Here is a 15,746-nt window from a genome sequence, read left to right as displayed (position 1 = left end):
AAAAGGCCTGATAAAAATCAGGCCTCTGTTTATGCATTCAAATCTCTCTTTTGATAAATAGTGAAGGTAACCGCTAATAATAGGACAGTTACGATTACTGATATAACAATATATATTGGTTCAAGTCCACTGCCTAACATTAGATTCTTAGCCTCGAAATATTTAAAGGGGGTTAAATATTTCAAGCCTTCCATGTTCTCATTCAAATCAATCACAATCGATAACATATATGTTAACAGCAGGATACCCGTTGCTAGCGATGGAGCTGTTTTCGGTCTCTTTTTTACAGCAGCCAGCGCACTGCCGATGACTAAGAACAAGACTTGTAAAATAAACATGCCCACCTGGGTGAGGACAATTTCACCATTAACTGCCTCACCAGCGTTGTTGTATTTTTCAATAAGAGTTATTGATGAAATCAAGGTAACAAGATTAAAAATAACGATATTCGTGAACGCAGCAAACAGTTTTGCTGTAATAATCTTCGTTCTGGAAACTGGCTTGACGAATAAAAACTCCGCTGTTTTGTCACGCTCTTCTTTCGCAATAATCGATGCACCCAGCATCGCCGCATGAATCGTCGCCATTAATAACAAATATATATACAATAATGAATAATAACCGCTAATCTTCGATAAATCGACCACTCCAACCCCCATGACCGCCTTTAGCGATTTAGGCAAATCAGCCATCAAATCATTGATGGATTGACCCGATGAGGAATACGCAGCATATTTAGCCATTCCTGATGCTACCATAAGGAAAACACCGATGCTCCAAAAAATCAGCGACTTCCGATACGATTTCAGTTCTTTTACAAATATATTCATAACCTAACCTCCTTCGCTATACAGCATGGATATCCTTTTTTAGATAAACAAAATAACTTGTCGTAATTGCTAGAATGATAATAACGGCCCCAGCAACTAGAAAGGACGCTTCATAGCCAGAATGATTGATGATATAGGCAGTGTCAAAATATTTAAATGGCGAAATATAGCGTTTTGCTTCTTCCCCAGTCGTGCTGCTAAACATCCCCAAAAAGTAGAATGCAAATACGGTTGTTAGTGAAACGGAAAGGACAGATTTAATCTTAGGAACAATGACTGAAATCATGATTCCGACTGCAAGGAAAATCAACTGAATAAAAAACAAGGTAAGCGTAAGCAACAGTAATATTTTCACGCTAAAATCATCTGTCTTGACTTGATAAACCATGATCATTGTAACAACTAGATAAATAATATTGGTAATGACGATTGAGACTAAAGCCGCCACCAGTTTCGATGTAAGCACCGCTGTCCTCGTAACTGGTTTTGTTAACAGAAAATCTGCTGTTTTCTCGCGGACTTCCTTGCTGACAATGCTTGTGCCAAGGTTCATCGCCTGAATCGCCCCGCACAATGTAATGAACGATAACGGAAAGCAATAGAAGCCTAGAATCGTAAAGAAATTGCCGAGGTTAAAACCAATCGCATTTCTAATCGCCTCAGGATATCCTTCCATAATTTTTTGAAAGCCCTCTGCATCCTTTGCAAAAGCAGGATAAAACGACATAAACAGAGCAATAATCAGCACTAACGAACAAGACCAGATGATTGTGGATTTCCGATACGCCCTCAACTCATGAAAAAATATATTCATAGTTTTCTAGGCCTCCTTTTCATAATAGTGCATAAAGATCTCCTCGAGGTCTGGCTCTTCTATCCATAAATTCACTAGCTCAATATCGGCAAGTTTTTTCATGATGGCATTAATATTCCCTTTAAATAAAAAGCTGGTAATGTTGTCTTTAACTTCTAAATTGTTAACCCCGCTGATGTTGAAATAGTTTGGATCCAGCGGCGCTGTCGTTTCCATTTTGAACTTCTTATAGTTGTTTTCTTGTAAAGTACTAATCTTTTCAACCGTAACAATCTTACCTTCTTTAATGATAGCCACCCGGTTACATAGTCGCTGCACTTCACTGAGGATATGTGATGAAAAGAGAATCGTTGCGCCTTTTTTATTCTCTTCTTCTAAAAGCTCAAAAAATTTCTGCTGCATCAGCGGGTCAAGACCACTTGTTGGTTCATCGAGAATAATTAACTTTGGTTCATGGAGCAGCCCTTGAACAATCCCAACCTTCTTTTTATTTCCTAAGGAAAGGTCATCAATTTTTTTATTGAGATCTAAGTCCATAATCGCAGCCAATTCTTTGATTCTCTTACTGCAATCTTTTTTATAAAAACTAGCTGAATATTTTAATAGGTCCTTAACCTTCATATTGTCATAGTAAAAAACTTCAGAAGGCAAATAACCAATTTCCTTTTTAATTTCTGGTGCAAATTGAACAGAGTCTTTGCCAAAAATAGTGGCACTGCCGCTTGTTGGGTAAATCAGCGACAAAAGGGTCCGAATCGTTGTTGATTTACCCGCGCCGTTTGGACCAATGAACCCAAAGATCTCACCTTCTTCGACATGAAAGCTAATGTCAGTGATCCCTCTTGATTTCCCATAGGTCTTGGTAAGATGGTTAATTTCAATTACATTCATCGTGACACCCTCCTAATGTTCGTTGGTATTTAACCTCAAATGTTTATTTATAAAAACACTTAATCATGACTTCAAAATACGCCTCTGCTTCGGCTTGGATTGTTTGATAATCAATCTCGTGGCCCGGGGACAACTTTGCTTTTTCTATCGCCTCATCACTCATTTTTTCAAACGTCCAGCTAATCATTTTTATGATTTTCGTGAGATCAACATCCTCCCGAAACTTCGAAAAATCAATTCCCTCATATGCCTTTTCGATATTGATATGTGTCAGTTCTGCTTTCTTTTTATCAAATTCCAACTTTATTTCAGCCGAGTCCTCCATAAATACCTCTTGGATGAACTTAAAGATATCTGGATAAGTTGAGAGCATTTCCATTTTGACGATGATCGCTTGACGCATTCGTTTAAAGAAATCTGTCTCTTGAAGATTAATTTTTTTGTAAAATTCATCGACTATGAGTTCGTAGCAGTAATCAAAGACGAATAAGAACAATTGCTTCTTGTTTTGAAAATAATGAAACAGCAATCCCTTCGAAATACCCGCTTCTTTGACAATTTCATTGGTCGATGCCCGGTCATATCCTTTCTCGGCAAATTCCTTAATGGCAGCATTTATTATTCGATCTTGTTTTTCTTTATCTAGGTTGAGAAACTTCGAAAACATGGTTGCGGCCCTCCTTTTTTCATTGTTGACCACATCAGTCAACCACATTGTACTCCCGTTGACTCATCTGGTCAATAGCAGTCAAGCTATATTTTTTACAAAAATATGAAATGATTATTTGATGTATAGTATGGCCTATGGGGATGTGCTACGATGCAGGTTGAAGGTACTATTTTACAGAGGTGATGGACGATTTTAATAAAATCCAGAGATGTATCATTGACGTTGGAAGGATTAATTGCCGCGCAGCAGCGGTTATCCGTTAGCCATTCGCTCCAGCCAGTCTTGGCGGCAAAACGAGGGTCCGTCGAGGCGGGGATTGGCGGAGAGGAGAGGGTTGCTGAAGTCTTCCAGAAGCACCCGTTTTCTGAGGAACACCATATTTTCCATGATTTATCTCCTGCATGGCGTGAACAGTTTCAAATGGATTCATTTGTGCTTACTCCTTGGTTTGGTACGGTATTAGAGGTGAAGAATATTGGCTGTGTTCTGGAATTCAAGGATAATCCACCTCAACTGATCCGCACAAAGGAGGATGGACACCAGGATGGGTATGAGAGCCCGGTTGTCCAATTAGAGCGTAATCGCGAACTAATTTGCGATTGGCTATGGGGTCGAAATATTGATATCCCGATATTCGGCGCCGTTGTATTGGCGTATCCTAAACAAATTGTGGCTGTTCCCCCTAAGAACACAAAAATTTTATTCCCCAGTTTGATTCCCTCATTTTTGAATAGCATCCCACAACATGGAAATAAGTTGGACCAAGCGACCTTTAATTGGCTGTCTGCTGAACTTTTGAAAAGTCATCAACCTTTTATTCCTAAACCAATATGTGAATCATACTCAATTCCTTTCAGTGATTTCCGACCTGGAGTAAGGTGCAACACATGCGGGAAGTTTGGCATGATTAAGCACCCCCGGACATGGTGCTGCCAACATTGCGGTGTGGTCGATCACATTGCCCACCAAAGGACATTACGCGAATGGTCTTTGATATTTAAACGGCAAATCACAAATCGGGAGTGCCGGGAGTTTTTGGGAGTTGATGATATTCATACAGCCAAGCGTATTTTGCTGAGTATGGATTTGCAAAGTGAGGGAACTTATCGAGATCGGTGCTATTTTATGGACTTAAGATCTAATAGCCGGGAGACAATTTTTATTCCATAGTGTCGCCAGTAAATGATTTCTATGCGCCAGTAACAGGAACTTATCCGCCAGTATTCGTTGCTTATCCGCCAGTTATTTTCGCTCTCGCCAGTAATGCGGGCTTATCCGCCAGTAAATAGAGCTCAATCGCCAGTAAGTTACCGCTATCCGCCAGTAAAGTCCGGGCATCCGCCACTAACCCCATCCACTAAACACCACCTCATCTATAAAACGTGTAACCGCTCTCTCATAGTGATATGATATTCATGAATTCAACTCAATTAAGAGGAGTGTAGTGGAATTGAAAAACGAATTGATTGAAAGGTTTACTTCCTATGTTAAAGTGGACACCCAGTCCAATGAAAACAACGAAACTTGTCCATCCACTGAGGGGCAGTGGACGTTAGCCCGGATGCTTGTCGAAGAATTGCAAGCGATCGGAATGCAAGAAGTCACCATCGACGAGAATGCATACGTGATGGCGACCTTACCGTCAAACACAGACAAGGAAGTCCCAACGATTGGCTTTCTTGCCCATGTCGACACAGCCACAGATTTTACCGGGAAAAACGTGAACCCGCAAATCGTTGAAAACTATGATGGGAGCGAAATCGTCTTAAACGAGGCACTTAAAGTAGTGATGTCACCGAAGGATTTCCCAAGCCTTCCTGACTATAAAGGCCACACCCTGATCACAACAGACGGCACAACGTTGCTAGGGGCAGACAACAAAGCCGGTATCACCGAAATCATGACTGCCATGGCCTATCTGCTGAACCATCCAGAAATAAAGCACGGTAAGGTCCGCGTTGCGTTCACTCCAGATGAAGAAATCGGCCGAGGACCACATAAGTTTGACGTTGCGGCCTTCAATGCAAAGCATGCATATACCGTTGATGGCGGTCCGCTTGGAGAATTAGAATACGAGAGTTTCAACGCAGCTGCAGCGAAAGTCACAATCAAAGGAAATAATATTCACCCAGGCTCCGCTAAAGACAAAATGGTCAACTCGATGAAAATTGCGATGGAATTACATAGCAAACTCCCAGCACAGGAAGTACCAGAACATACCGAAGGATACGAAGGCTTCTTCCATCTGTTAGCATTCAATGGTGATGTAGAACTAACCAAGCTCCACTACATTATCAGAGACCATGACATGGACAACTTCAAAGCACGTAAAACGTTGATTGAAGGTATCGTCAATGAACTAAAGTCCAAATACGGCAGCGACTCTATTCAACTCGAACTCAATGATCAATATTACAACATGGGTGAGAAAATTATACCGGTGATGGAAATTGTTGATATTGCTCATGAAGCGATGGTGAGCCTTGGCATTACGCCAATTGTTAAACCCATCCGCGGCGGCACCGATGGATCACAGCTTTCCTATATGGGTCTGCCAACACCGAATATTTTCACCGGCGGGGAAAATTTCCACGGTAAATATGAATTCATTTCCGTGGATAATATGATCAAAGCCACTAACACTGTTATCGAAGTCATCAAATTAACTGAACAAAAAGCATAACTAAAAAAGCTCGCTTTGACTAACTCAAAGTGAGCTTTTTTCATACAAGCATTGCTGCTGCACATTGATGAAGACTCGACACCGTTTCTTCAAACTGAGCATTTAACTGCTCAACAGACCATTTTCCGCCATTTCCCTTTAAATCCTTCTGTATCAATAACAGCATCCAAATCGAAAACACAGTTGCCACTAAATAATACTCCGTAAAAAAATAAGCACTGTCATGCTCATATGTAACCTGATCAAGATAAGTTCTCAAGATTCTCTCCCGCAATGGACTTGTTACTTTTTTCGGAAAAAGAGGATGGGACATATCAATTAGATGGTATAGGTCCCAGTGTGGAGAATTAAGATGGGCGTGCTCCCAGTCTAAGATCTTCAACTTGGTTCCGGCAACCGCAAAATTTCCGGCATGTAAATCACCGTGGGTCAACACTTGAAGCTTTGAAAGCTGCCAATCGTTAAGTTTCTCAAAAATAGCATCAACGAATTCTCGCTCCATGTTCAAAGAAGACAATAAACGATATACTTCATCCTTCTTAACAAAAACCTCGGATTCAATCTCCTCAATTCTCGGCTTTAATCCCTTAAGAGGTACATTTCCCAATTGTTCAACTGGGAGGGAATGCCACCATGCTGCCCACTTTATGACATCTAATACAACATCCTCATTAAAGTCATGTGAGAGCTGACCAAGGTCCTCAAGAATCATCCAGTTAAGTTCGGAACATTCATTTATGGAGTAAGAAATAATATTTGGAAAAATGGCAGGAAAATGGGGAAGAATATGTTCATAAACCCAGACCTCTTTGCCTAATTGACCATTATTTGTTAGCGGCTTAAAAATATAGCTCGTTTCAGGGGTCAGATAAAATCTTTCGACAAATCTTCCATTCATCCCTTTATAGAGAATTTCCTTTTTCAAAATTAACTGCTCATTCAATACACCGTTGGCCTGAACAATATTGTTAGGCAGCTCCATTAACACACCACCAAATCTAGTAATAGTTTCATAGATTTATTTTTACATAGAATATAATGGTAATCTTTATGCAAAACAAGAGAAAAGCATTACTGAATATTTTCAAACAGCTTGGTCAAAATAACAGTGGTTCGATTTTTCAAGGAGGTTAGGTAGAATGGATAACCGTAGCACGCATGAGTTTGTAGAACAGCTGCATGAAAAGCAGGCAAAAGATCAAAAAAATAAACAACGTCAAGCAACTGGTCAAAAAAGCCAAAGAATGCCGAATAAACAGCATTAATAAGAAAAGCGCAAGCGCCCTGGTCAGCGGCGTATGGCCTGGAGCGCTCCAACTGAGATAAAGGAAACACGAAGAGCCGGAGGCGCATTCGTGCTTGACTTATCGTAGGGTGGAGAGCGAAGGACACTAGCCGCTAGGGCGCTGGAGCTAGACAGTAATCTAAGTTCAAAAACTTATACTTTCTCATTTAAAAAAGGGCCAACCTCACGATACTGTGAGGTTGGCCCTTTTTAATTACTTATTCATGTTTGCAAGAAAACCACCAAGTAAGTCGTCAATATCCGGCTCCACTTCGTTTTCCTCTTCTTCCATCAACGGCTGCTTTTCTTTTGCATCTTCCCAGTCAAACTCACTGAGGTCATCATCCATATCACTTAAGTCGATAGGGGCTGGTGGATCCTCCTTACCAGCAGCAATCTGCAGATAACTGTCATCTTTCTGAAGTTTCTCGGGAAATACTTCTTCCTGAAGATACAAAGCTTCATCGATATCAATTGAATGACTGTTTAATGATGCTAGCAGCGCAGTTGAACGAACTGGGTCAGAAATCAGCTGATAAAGAATACTTCCCAGCAAGGCTTCTGAATGCTCATGCTTCAACCAATTTCGCTGGGCTTTCGTTAACTTGTGGGGAAGGGGGATCGTAATGGTCTCCTTTTCCCGCGAAACTGAACTACTCACACCTTGCATCACAAACTCGGCAATTTTACTGGAGAAATTCCTTCTCTCTGTATCCTTCAACTTTTGTAAATGCTTTAAGATATGGTCAGGTGTATCAGAGGGGATGCGAAAGGATAATGCTTGACCCCGCTGAACCTCGTTTGAGGCTGGTTTTTTCATATATAATCACCTTATTTAGCTTTTACAGGTTCAACTCTAGGCGCTGTTTGTTTTTCTGTCTTTCGAACAAAGTCCATTATGAGTTTATAATAAGCGTTGGCCATCATCCAAATACTTTCTTTCCCATCTTCAAAGAAATCAATATTATAACCATCTAAATTGTTATTCAACGTTTTAAGATATTCCTTTAAGACGTTGGCACCGCCACCAACAAAGTAGCAAATTTCCGTTTGAGAGTTTCTCTGCCAAACATTACGTAATAAACGATATTGCTTTTTAGCTAAATCAAGCAGGATTCGGTCGGTAATATCATGAACACTTGTCCGGCTTCCTTTCACCATAATATGGTTGCGGTCACTTTTCTTCGTGATAATCTCAACCACATCACGGCGGCTATCCAGTTCAACGCCATGCTTTGTTCTAATCTCTTCGCGAATAGCTTCTAATGATTCTGAAACCCCTAGATTAAACCCTTGGGCTTTATCATCATCAACATTACGATTTTTGATGACTGCGATATCTGTTGATAATCCACCGATATCTTGAATTAAGATACGCTTATCAATAAGATCCTTATTGATAATTTTTCCGCTGTTATCCAAAACAAGATTGATAAATGCAGCGAAACCTTCAGGATATACTTTTACTTCATCAAATTTAATATTTACTTTCAATCCTTGGTACTTTGGAGTGACAAGGAATTCAACTTGATGGACTGAACCAACTAATTTAGAGCGGTAGCCAGCATCCTTGCCTTCTTTTACTTCACGAAGGGGAAGACCTGTTCCTAAAGTATAATTAGCATCAATTATATTTTTGGTGCGTGGAAAAGCATTTGAGTTATTTTCCTTTACTGCATCCAAAGCTAATGTTGCAAAAAGCATAATTAATGTTTGATCTTCCTCTGACTTGCTGCTGCCAGGGTCTAGCTCAGTGGCATTAATACTTTTAGTAGCTAAGTTACCAATACGGAAAATTCCGTTGTTCTCTTTTAAAGCAGGGGAGTGGACTTTAATGTGAATGCCATCTAATGGATTTTTATTATCAAGCTCTTCAATCCCAATTACAGGTCGATCTTCAGTATCCCTAGCAATAATGTTAGGAATATTTAATTCATATTCTAATTCTCCGAAAATGGCCTTAATAGAGTCATTCCCAACATCAATAGCTGCAACTCTGGATTTAGTCATAAATATCATTCCTTTTCAATTTATAGATTTATTATTTTTTATAGTGAGTATGTAATTCTAGTTCCTTCTCTTAGATTATAGAAGATTAATAGATTCTTCAAGATTTCTCAGCAAAAAAAATATAACTGTAATGATGTAAACAATATGTAAACTTTAGTGTGTTGTATACATTTTTGTAAACATTGACGACAAATCTGTATACACGGCTCTACTTTGGTCTGTATACAGATTTGTTTACACGTAAACGTCATTGTAAACATTAAGTATACAAATTGTAAACAAGTATACTAATAATGTAAACATGTTTACAAAGATGTATATTTGCAATTTAATTCACTATTTTACTCATTATATTTCTTGGCAAAAAAACACACCATCAAAGGTGAGCTTTAACTATTCAGTATCATGAGGAAGGAAAAGAACATAGTACACTGACCTAAACTCATTAAGCTGGCAAACTATACTATTCCTTACAAGTATAGACTGTATTAAACTTAGAAGTGGATTTCCGCTCCAACCAACATCGTTACCCGGCCAAAAAATATAAGTATTACCATTACTTTATTTATTTTAACCACAACGTCATCATTTGGTATTTACTATAAGTTTGTAGTTTTACTCAAATAAATTTGACTTATTTGAATCATTAGCTTCATCTTTATCGAGATGATTCCCACTGATTATTGGCGAGGAGAGCCTGAGTGTTCTTTCTGCCCTCATTATCATGAAGAAAGTACCATCTTACCATCTGTCTTCAGAGCTGCCCTGAGAGTTTTCATGACACAAGTGATCCAAAGAATAACATTCCTCTAACCTCGCAATCCATCCTGATTTCACACAAAGACGTTATTCCAGCTTTTGTATTCAATGATAACAGACCTATATACATGACGTTGTTATACTGTGTATACAAGTTTGTCTACATGAAAACGGTTTTGTAAACATGAAGTATACAAAACGTAAACAGGTGTACAAATTCGTAGACATGTCTACGAAAAATGTATACAAGCTCCATAATTTCTTTCGTAACCACAAACCTATAATCTTTAATCATTCACGCAAACACACACACCATCGAAGTTGAACATAATCATCAAAGGATGGAGAAGGGGATAGTCCCCTACCCATCATTCATAGAGCCGGCAACCATATCTTCACTAACATAGAGGTAATACCATTTCCCATTGTAATTCAATCAGCCTGTCACGACTGACTCATGAATGTTCAATTTGTACTTTACTTCTTTTGAGATAAGTACCATCTGATTCTATGTCTTTATTTTTGTCTAGATATCCCAAATGCCTATTGTTAAGAGCTGCCTCGTAATTTCCATAACACCTTCAATAATTAGGAAGTATCATCTCCCTCAGGGTTAACCCCACCCACTGGTTTTCATCACGATTGTGTTATCAAATAGTCCCGATCTTTACATCGTAAACTACCGATTTTTCATCGTACCGCTGTTATCAGGATTTTTGTAAACAATGATTACAAACCTGTATACATAGCGCCATCACTTGATGTGTACCAGTTTGTCTACATGTTTACGCTTTTGTAAACACGAAGCGTACATAATGTAAACATGTAGACAAAAATGTAAACTCGCGATTTTGTCTTTCTTTTTTGCTCACCCCATTTAATTGTTGTCTTGTATGCTGATGAAAATTAGGATAACAAATAGACAGGAATCCAAGTTTTAATCTTCAAATAACCTAACATCAAACCTACCCTCAGAGGCTTCTGAAGGTAGGTTTTTGCTTACTTAGGTCTGTTTGAATACCAGAAATACCAGGGATTCATTACAAAAAAAAGCACCTCTTAGAGGCGCTTTAAGAGGTCTATTAATCTATAAGACGTTTTATCCAACCTACATTATTTACCCTTCACTCATCGCACTGGCAACCATTTCCTCGCTAACGTAGAGATAATACCATTTCTCCTTGTAATTCAACCAGCCGGTCACGACTGAATCATGACTGTTTAATTTGTACTTTTCGGCTAATACATTTGACCAGTCCGATTCGGTGTCTTCATTTTTATCGAGATAATCCCACTGACTATTGTTAACGAGTTCCTGTGTATTTTTCATAACACCCTGATCATTCAGGAAATACCATCTGCCTTCTGAGTTGATCCAACCCGTTGTCATCACGCCTGAATCATCAAGATAGTACCATTCCCCCCTATCCGCCAGCCAGCCTGTTTTCACTGCTCCATTGTTGTCTAGATAATATCGATTCGTATCGACTGATAACCAGCCGGTTTGCAACACCCCTTTATTGTCTAGATAATATTTCTTTCCGCTGTCAGCAATCCAGCCTTTTCTCAACACACCCGTTTGGTCGAGATAGTACTTCTTACCGCCTTTTTCGAGCCAGCCTGTCGCCATGACGCCTTTTTTATTGAGATAATATTTTTGTCCATTCTGGGTTAGCCATCCAGTCTGCATGATCCCTTCGTCATTAAAGAAATAACTTTTTCCATTGATCGATTGCCAGCCTGTTTTTACATCACCATCAACATAATAATACTTGTTCCCGCTTAGTTCGACCCAGCCGTTGCCATAACCATTTGCTTTTGCAATAGAATCAAAGCTGCTATCTGAATGGGTGATAATTACTAATGTATATTTATCAACGTGACTATAAAGCCAGCGTACTTCTGAATTATGCATCCGAACGCATCCTGAACTTGCATAGGTGCCAATTGAATTTTCATTGGCATTCCCATGTATCGCATAGGTTGTGCCGTAAGTGCCTCTTGCTTCTAATCCCATCCAGCGGTTACCTAAAGGGTTCCGCGGATCTCCTCCTGGAATTTTCAATTTATAATAGGGCCGATTAACGATTTTCGTAACAATTCTAAATGTGCCTTCCGGAGTAAGTGACCTGGTTCGACCTGTAGCCACTCTAAATGTTTTAACTAGTTTTCCACTATCATAAAAGGCAAGTGTGTTGGTCTTCTTATTAATAATAATTAGCTGTGAACCGCCACTTGCATCCGCTTGGCTAGTAAATAGAAATATACTAAACAGCAAAACAAAAATAATAGATAGTTTTTTCATCGTAATCTCCCCAATTTATGTAATTATTACTATAAAAGTAACATACGTAATCGGAATATTTTGTCAAAAAACCAAAGGAAAAGTAAGCCTACTTTCCTGTTTTTTAAGAAAATTAATTTGAAAATCTCACTCTTTTCGACAATTTTCTCTCCACGTTAAAATATAAAAATCTCCTATACCTGGTGTCAGGCACCAGAAGGGCTTGAAAAAACGATGGCAGTTGGGTATGGTAAAAATACAATTCTCCATTTAGGGTGTGTATCATGCGTATTAATAAGTTTATTAGCGAGTCTGGGAAGGCATCTAGAAGAGGAGCAGATAAGTTAGTTAGTGAAGGAAAAGTTACGATTAATGGGCAAGTAGCGGTAATGGGCAGTCAGGTGGAACCGGGAGATGATGTTCGAATCAACGGGAGCCAGATTAGAGTTGCCCATAACTATGTCTATATCGCCTTAAATAAACCTGTTGGTATTACGAGTACAACGGAAAGACATATAAAAGGAAATATCATTGATTTAGTCAATCACCCCTTACGAATCTTCCATATTGGACGATTGGATAAGGATTCTGACGGCCTCATCCTTCTAACGAACGATGGGGATATTGTTAATGAAATCTTACGTGCCGAAAATAAGCATGAAAAGGAATATATCGTTACCGTTGACAAACCGATTACTCCTGAATTTTTAAAGAAGATGGCAGCAGGAGTTGAAATTCTCGATACAAAAACACTTCCATGTAAAGTAACCCAGTTGTCAAAATATGTATTTCAAATCATCTTAACACAAGGGTTAAACCGCCAAATCCGCCGGATGTGCTCGGCGCTTGGATACGGTGTTGTCCGCCTGCAGCGGACTAGAATTATGAACATTCATCTAGGAAATCTACCGATTGGACAATGGCGCGACTTGTCGAAAAAAGAAAAGAATCAATTATTTGAAGACTTAAACTATCAACCTAAAGAATGGTAAGCAAGAATAATCGAATCACCAGAGGTGAGTCATTTGGAAATAGGAGCAAAAATTCGTGCGATACGAAATCGAAAGAAAATCACCATTGCTCAAATGTGTGAAGGGACAGGGCTGTCCAAAGGATTTATTAGCAATGTCGAAAACAATAACACCTCCCCTTCGATTAGCACGCTACAAACAATCGCAACCTTTCTTGGGGTTCCTTTACCCTATTTATTATTAGAAAAAAAGGAGCATATGCGCGTTGTTAGAAAGAATGAGCGGACTCATTCTACTTTTAACCACTTAAAAATAGAGCATTTAACCTCAAAAGGTGGCTTAAGAATGATGCTTGCCGAATTTCCGGTAGGTGCTTCTATGGGTGAATTAAATGCTCATGAAGGGGAAGAGTGCCATTTGGTGTTAGAGGGAAAAGTACTAGCAGAACAAGGCGAAGACTCGATGATCATTGAAGAAGGCGATTCCTTCAGCTGGAACGCAAGTGTACCGCATTTTGTTAAAAATATCGGTGTGGGAAAAGCAGTTGTCCTCATTTCGATTTATTCGGATAGTGAACTAAGAGACATTTTTTAATGTAACCCACTCCTTATTCAAAAAAGGCTGACAAAGTGGAACAAGCAGCTTCCATAAATGTTAGCCTTTCATTTATGTTCCTACTTTATTTTCAAATCATAGATGACATCTCGTGCAGCTTTCTCTCCAGTCTCGACCGCACCATTTAAATATCCCGGATGCTTGATCGATGTGTGCTCGCCGGCAAAAAAGATATTACCTTCCCGTTCTCCTAAAATGCCAGCGAATTTCGTATACTGTCCTACCTTCCAATACGAATAGGCTCCTTTGCTCCATTGATTACTCAGCCAATGGTCGATGGCAGCTAACCCGTTCCAATTATTAACGCTGCCTGGCAGTACAGGTTCCAGTTTGTCCAAAAAGTTAATCGTCTTCTCTTTTAACTTTTCGTCTGTGATGGCTAATTGCTGGGCCGCGGTTTCACCTCCTGTATAATTAACAATCACTCCCGATTGGCCTGGTTGTGCCCGTGATGATTCAAACGTTTGCTGATAGCCTGTATCCGCAAATGTTTCTCCATTATTTCCATGTTCATTCCAAAATCGCTTGATAAATTGAACATGATGCTTTGTATTTATGCCCATTCCCAGCTCTTCAATCGCCTCCGCTTTTAACGGGCAAAATCTTGCATTCTTATAATCTATCGTTCTTAAAATACTAAATGGGAGCGCAAGAATCACTTTATCCGCCAAAACTTCCCATTCCTTTTCTTTATTTTTAAAAACAAGCTTTATATTATGATGATTGTGTTGGTCTATTTTTATCAGTTCAGCATTAAAATTTATTTGTTCTTGAAGATTTTTTGCCAATAAAGCAGGAATTTGATCATTGCCGCCGCTAATATGAAAACATTCGTCTGAATCACCGTATATTCGAAAGTTCGCTTTTTCTACAGACCCCAACATATAAAGGAGATTTAGTGCACTCTGGACATGGGCGTCTGCTCCATATTCAACGGTATAGGCAACAGCTAAAAGCTTGCCAAATCTAGAACTGACGCCTCCAGGTACCGTTTCATTGATATAGTCAACAATCGACATATGATCAAGCTCATATCCCCGCTCCGTATAACAATTATAAAGAGTCATTTCACCTGCTTCTTCCAGATCCTTTTGTAGTTTGGGGAGGATTTTGATAAAATCATCAGTTACCTCCTGAAAAGAATACGGGCGTTGATCAAAAAAATAAAATGGCTTGGTATCGAAGGCTTCTGACATGATTAAATGGTCTAATTTTAAGCCCAGTTCTTTTGCAAGCTCCTGAATCTCCCTATGGCAAGTATCAATTAATTCCCCGCCGCGCTCGACCATTTGATCGTCTTTGAAATAATCCCTTCTTGTCCAACAACGGCCACCAACCCGTTCAGATGCTTCGTAAATTGTTGCTTTTATTCCCGCCTGTTTAAGACGATAAGCACAGGTAAGTCCCGCCAAACCTGCTCCCACAATGACAATCCTTGGATTCAATTGCACACCGTTATGCACCTTATCGTGTGTAAGAAAAGTATCTTGTGAATGATTATGTTCTAGTGTAAAAGCTTGTCCAGTACCCGATTGTTTCTCCATTTCAGTACCTGCCAACGCAAATGATTTCTGCAGTATACTTGCTAATGGTGTTCGTGCCAAGAAAAACCAGCCCCTTTTGCAAAAATAAAACCATGCTAAATGATTGATTAACTATCGCCGGATAGTACTTATCAATAAAATATGCACAGCGTTCTAATCTGCCTGAGACAAGTAGCCGGTACCTTTATAATTTTCTTCTCTAAATAGCCTCCTTTAATATGGAAATAGCTTCTGTTAGATACGAAAAGGCGGCTGTTTCTTCAGAAATCGATACACATGTTGTGTTATAAATTGCTAGACATTCATCGTATGTGTCAAAATAAGAAGGGAATGGTCTGGTAATGTTGTCGCAAGCAAAACTGAACGTTTCTTTTACATATCGACATCATT

At 39.3% G+C, this 15,746-nt stretch carries 15 protein-coding genes; 5 read left to right on the top strand and 10 right to left on the bottom strand.

Annotated elements, in window-relative coordinates; genetic code table 11:
* Positions 1 to 29 precede the first annotated feature (29 nt).
* Genes BR30_RS0129160 through BR30_RS0129145 form a run of 4 tightly spaced genes read right to left on the bottom strand, consistent with a single transcriptional unit; the run spans position 30 to position 3,202 of the window.
* On the bottom strand, positions 30 to 830 hold the full coding sequence (locus BR30_RS0129160; protein WP_026568118.1) for an ABC transporter permease subunit: 801 nt from the start codon (positions 828 to 830) through the stop codon (positions 30 to 32).
* A 16-nt stretch (positions 831 to 846) separates the two neighbouring features.
* Positions 847 to 1,644 carry an ABC transporter permease subunit gene (locus BR30_RS0129155; protein WP_026568117.1) on the bottom strand — a complete coding sequence of 266 codons (798 nt, stop codon included), beginning with the start codon at positions 1,642 to 1,644 and terminating at the stop codon, positions 847 to 849.
* A 6-nt stretch (positions 1,645 to 1,650) separates the two neighbouring features.
* The gene (locus BR30_RS0129150) at positions 1,651 to 2,535 is read right to left on the bottom strand and encodes an ABC transporter ATP-binding protein (protein ID WP_026568116.1); all 885 of its coding nucleotides are present in this window, start codon (positions 2,533 to 2,535) and stop codon (positions 1,651 to 1,653) included.
* Between the two features lie 43 nt (positions 2,536 to 2,578).
* Entirely contained in the window at positions 2,579 to 3,202 is a 624-nt protein-coding gene (locus tag BR30_RS0129145) for a TetR/AcrR family transcriptional regulator (RefSeq protein ID WP_026568115.1), read from the bottom strand.
* A 219-nt stretch (positions 3,203 to 3,421) separates the two neighbouring features.
* Here BR30_RS0129145 and BR30_RS0129140 point away from each other — a divergent pair, with 219 nt between their 5' ends.
* On the top strand, positions 3,422 to 4,375 hold the full coding sequence (locus BR30_RS0129140) for a nuclease-related domain-containing protein (RefSeq protein WP_231507852.1): 954 nt from the start codon (positions 3,422 to 3,424) through the stop codon (positions 4,373 to 4,375).
* Positions 4,376 to 4,436: 61 nt separating this feature from the next.
* Here BR30_RS0129140 and BR30_RS38600 read toward each other — a convergent pair whose 3' ends face one another.
* The gene (locus tag BR30_RS38600) at positions 4,437 to 4,559 is read right to left on the bottom strand and encodes a hypothetical protein (protein WP_269320661.1); all 123 of its coding nucleotides are present in this window, start codon (positions 4,557 to 4,559) and stop codon (positions 4,437 to 4,439) included.
* 96 nt (positions 4,560 to 4,655) lie between these two features.
* On the opposite strand from BR30_RS38600, the gene pepT reads away from it, so the two are divergent.
* Positions 4,656 to 5,888, top strand: coding sequence for a peptidase T (pepT, locus tag BR30_RS0129130; RefSeq protein WP_026568113.1), 1,233 nt, complete (start codon positions 4,656 to 4,658; stop codon positions 5,886 to 5,888).
* Positions 5,889 to 5,928: 40 nt separating this feature from the next.
* On the opposite strand, the gene BR30_RS0129125 is transcribed toward pepT, so the two are convergent.
* Complete coding sequence (locus BR30_RS0129125) at positions 5,929 to 6,870, bottom strand: phosphotransferase (protein WP_026568112.1); 942 nt, start codon at positions 6,868 to 6,870, stop codon at positions 5,929 to 5,931.
* 157 nt (positions 6,871 to 7,027) lie between these two features.
* Here BR30_RS0129125 and BR30_RS0129120 point away from each other — a divergent pair, with 157 nt between their 5' ends.
* Positions 7,028 to 7,153, top strand: coding sequence for a DUF4023 domain-containing protein (locus BR30_RS0129120; RefSeq protein WP_026568111.1), 126 nt, complete (start codon positions 7,028 to 7,030; stop codon positions 7,151 to 7,153).
* Positions 7,154 to 7,387: 234 nt separating this feature from the next.
* Here the strand turns inward: BR30_RS0129120 and BR30_RS0129115 are convergent, their stop codons facing one another.
* The 3 genes from BR30_RS0129115 to BR30_RS36330 form a co-directional block, all read right to left on the bottom strand.
* Positions 7,388 to 7,993: a hypothetical protein gene (locus BR30_RS0129115; protein WP_026568110.1), complete on the bottom strand. Its 606-nt coding sequence runs from the start codon at positions 7,991 to 7,993 to the stop codon at positions 7,388 to 7,390.
* Positions 7,994 to 8,004: 11 nt separating this feature from the next.
* A complete protein-coding gene (locus tag BR30_RS0129110; protein ID WP_026568109.1) occupies positions 8,005 to 9,183 on the bottom strand; it encodes a ParM/StbA family protein in 1,179 nt (392 codons plus the stop codon).
* 1,876 nt (positions 9,184 to 11,059) lie between these two features.
* On the bottom strand, positions 11,060 to 12,247 hold the full coding sequence (locus BR30_RS36330; protein WP_081825624.1) for a L,D-transpeptidase family protein: 1,188 nt from the start codon (positions 12,245 to 12,247) through the stop codon (positions 11,060 to 11,062).
* A 263-nt stretch (positions 12,248 to 12,510) separates the two neighbouring features.
* On the opposite strand from BR30_RS36330, the gene rluF reads away from it, so the two are divergent.
* On the top strand, positions 12,511 to 13,218 hold the full coding sequence (rluF, locus tag BR30_RS0129100; protein ID WP_026568108.1) for a 23S rRNA pseudouridine(2604) synthase RluF: 708 nt from the start codon (positions 12,511 to 12,513) through the stop codon (positions 13,216 to 13,218).
* A gap of 33 nt (positions 13,219 to 13,251) precedes the next feature.
* Positions 13,252 to 13,791 carry a helix-turn-helix domain-containing protein gene (locus tag BR30_RS0129095; RefSeq protein ID WP_026568107.1) on the top strand — a complete coding sequence of 180 codons (540 nt, stop codon included), beginning with the start codon at positions 13,252 to 13,254 and terminating at the stop codon, positions 13,789 to 13,791.
* An 80-nt stretch (positions 13,792 to 13,871) separates the two neighbouring features.
* Here BR30_RS0129095 and BR30_RS0129090 read toward each other — a convergent pair whose 3' ends face one another.
* Positions 13,872 to 15,416, bottom strand: a complete 1,545-nt coding sequence (locus BR30_RS0129090) for a flavin monoamine oxidase family protein (RefSeq protein WP_026568106.1) — start codon at positions 15,414 to 15,416, stop codon at positions 13,872 to 13,874.
* Positions 15,417 to 15,746 lie beyond the last annotated feature (330 nt).

It is taken from the genome of Bacillus sp. UNC41MFS5 (assembly GCF_000686805.1).
The sequence above is the reverse complement of the archived record's forward strand: the minus strand, read 5'-3'. Positions and strand labels throughout refer to the sequence as shown.

Excerpts from the sequence above, each read along its gene's own strand:
- BR30_RS0129125 (WP_026568112.1), bottom strand. The coding sequence starts at position 6,870 with ATGGAGCTGCCTAACAATATTGTTCAGGCCAACGGTGTATTGAATGAG.
- rluF (WP_026568108.1), top strand. The coding sequence starts at position 12,511 with ATGCGTATTAATAAGTTTATTAGCGAGTCTGGGAAGGCATCTAGAAGA.
- BR30_RS0129110 (WP_026568109.1), bottom strand. The coding sequence starts at position 9,183 with ATGACTAAATCCAGAGTTGCAGCTATTGATGTTGGGAATGACTCTATT.
- BR30_RS0129120 (WP_026568111.1), top strand. The coding sequence starts at position 7,028 with ATGGATAACCGTAGCACGCATGAGTTTGTAGAACAGCTGCATGAAAAG.
- BR30_RS0129145 (WP_026568115.1), bottom strand. The coding sequence starts at position 3,202 with ATGTTTTCGAAGTTTCTCAACCTAGATAAAGAAAAACAAGATCGAATA.
- BR30_RS36330 (WP_081825624.1), bottom strand. The coding sequence starts at position 12,247 with ATGAAAAAACTATCTATTATTTTTGTTTTGCTGTTTAGTATATTTCTA.
- BR30_RS0129160 (WP_026568118.1), bottom strand. The coding sequence starts at position 830 with ATGAATATATTTGTAAAAGAACTGAAATCGTATCGGAAGTCGCTGATT.
- BR30_RS0129155 (WP_026568117.1), bottom strand. The coding sequence starts at position 1,644 with ATGAATATATTTTTTCATGAGTTGAGGGCGTATCGGAAATCCACAATC.
- BR30_RS0129115 (WP_026568110.1), bottom strand. The coding sequence starts at position 7,993 with ATGAAAAAACCAGCCTCAAACGAGGTTCAGCGGGGTCAAGCATTATCC.
- BR30_RS38600 (WP_269320661.1), bottom strand. The coding sequence starts at position 4,559 with ATGGGGTTAGTGGCGGATGCCCGGACTTTACTGGCGGATAGCGGTAAC.
- BR30_RS0129150 (WP_026568116.1), bottom strand. The coding sequence starts at position 2,535 with ATGAATGTAATTGAAATTAACCATCTTACCAAGACCTATGGGAAATCA.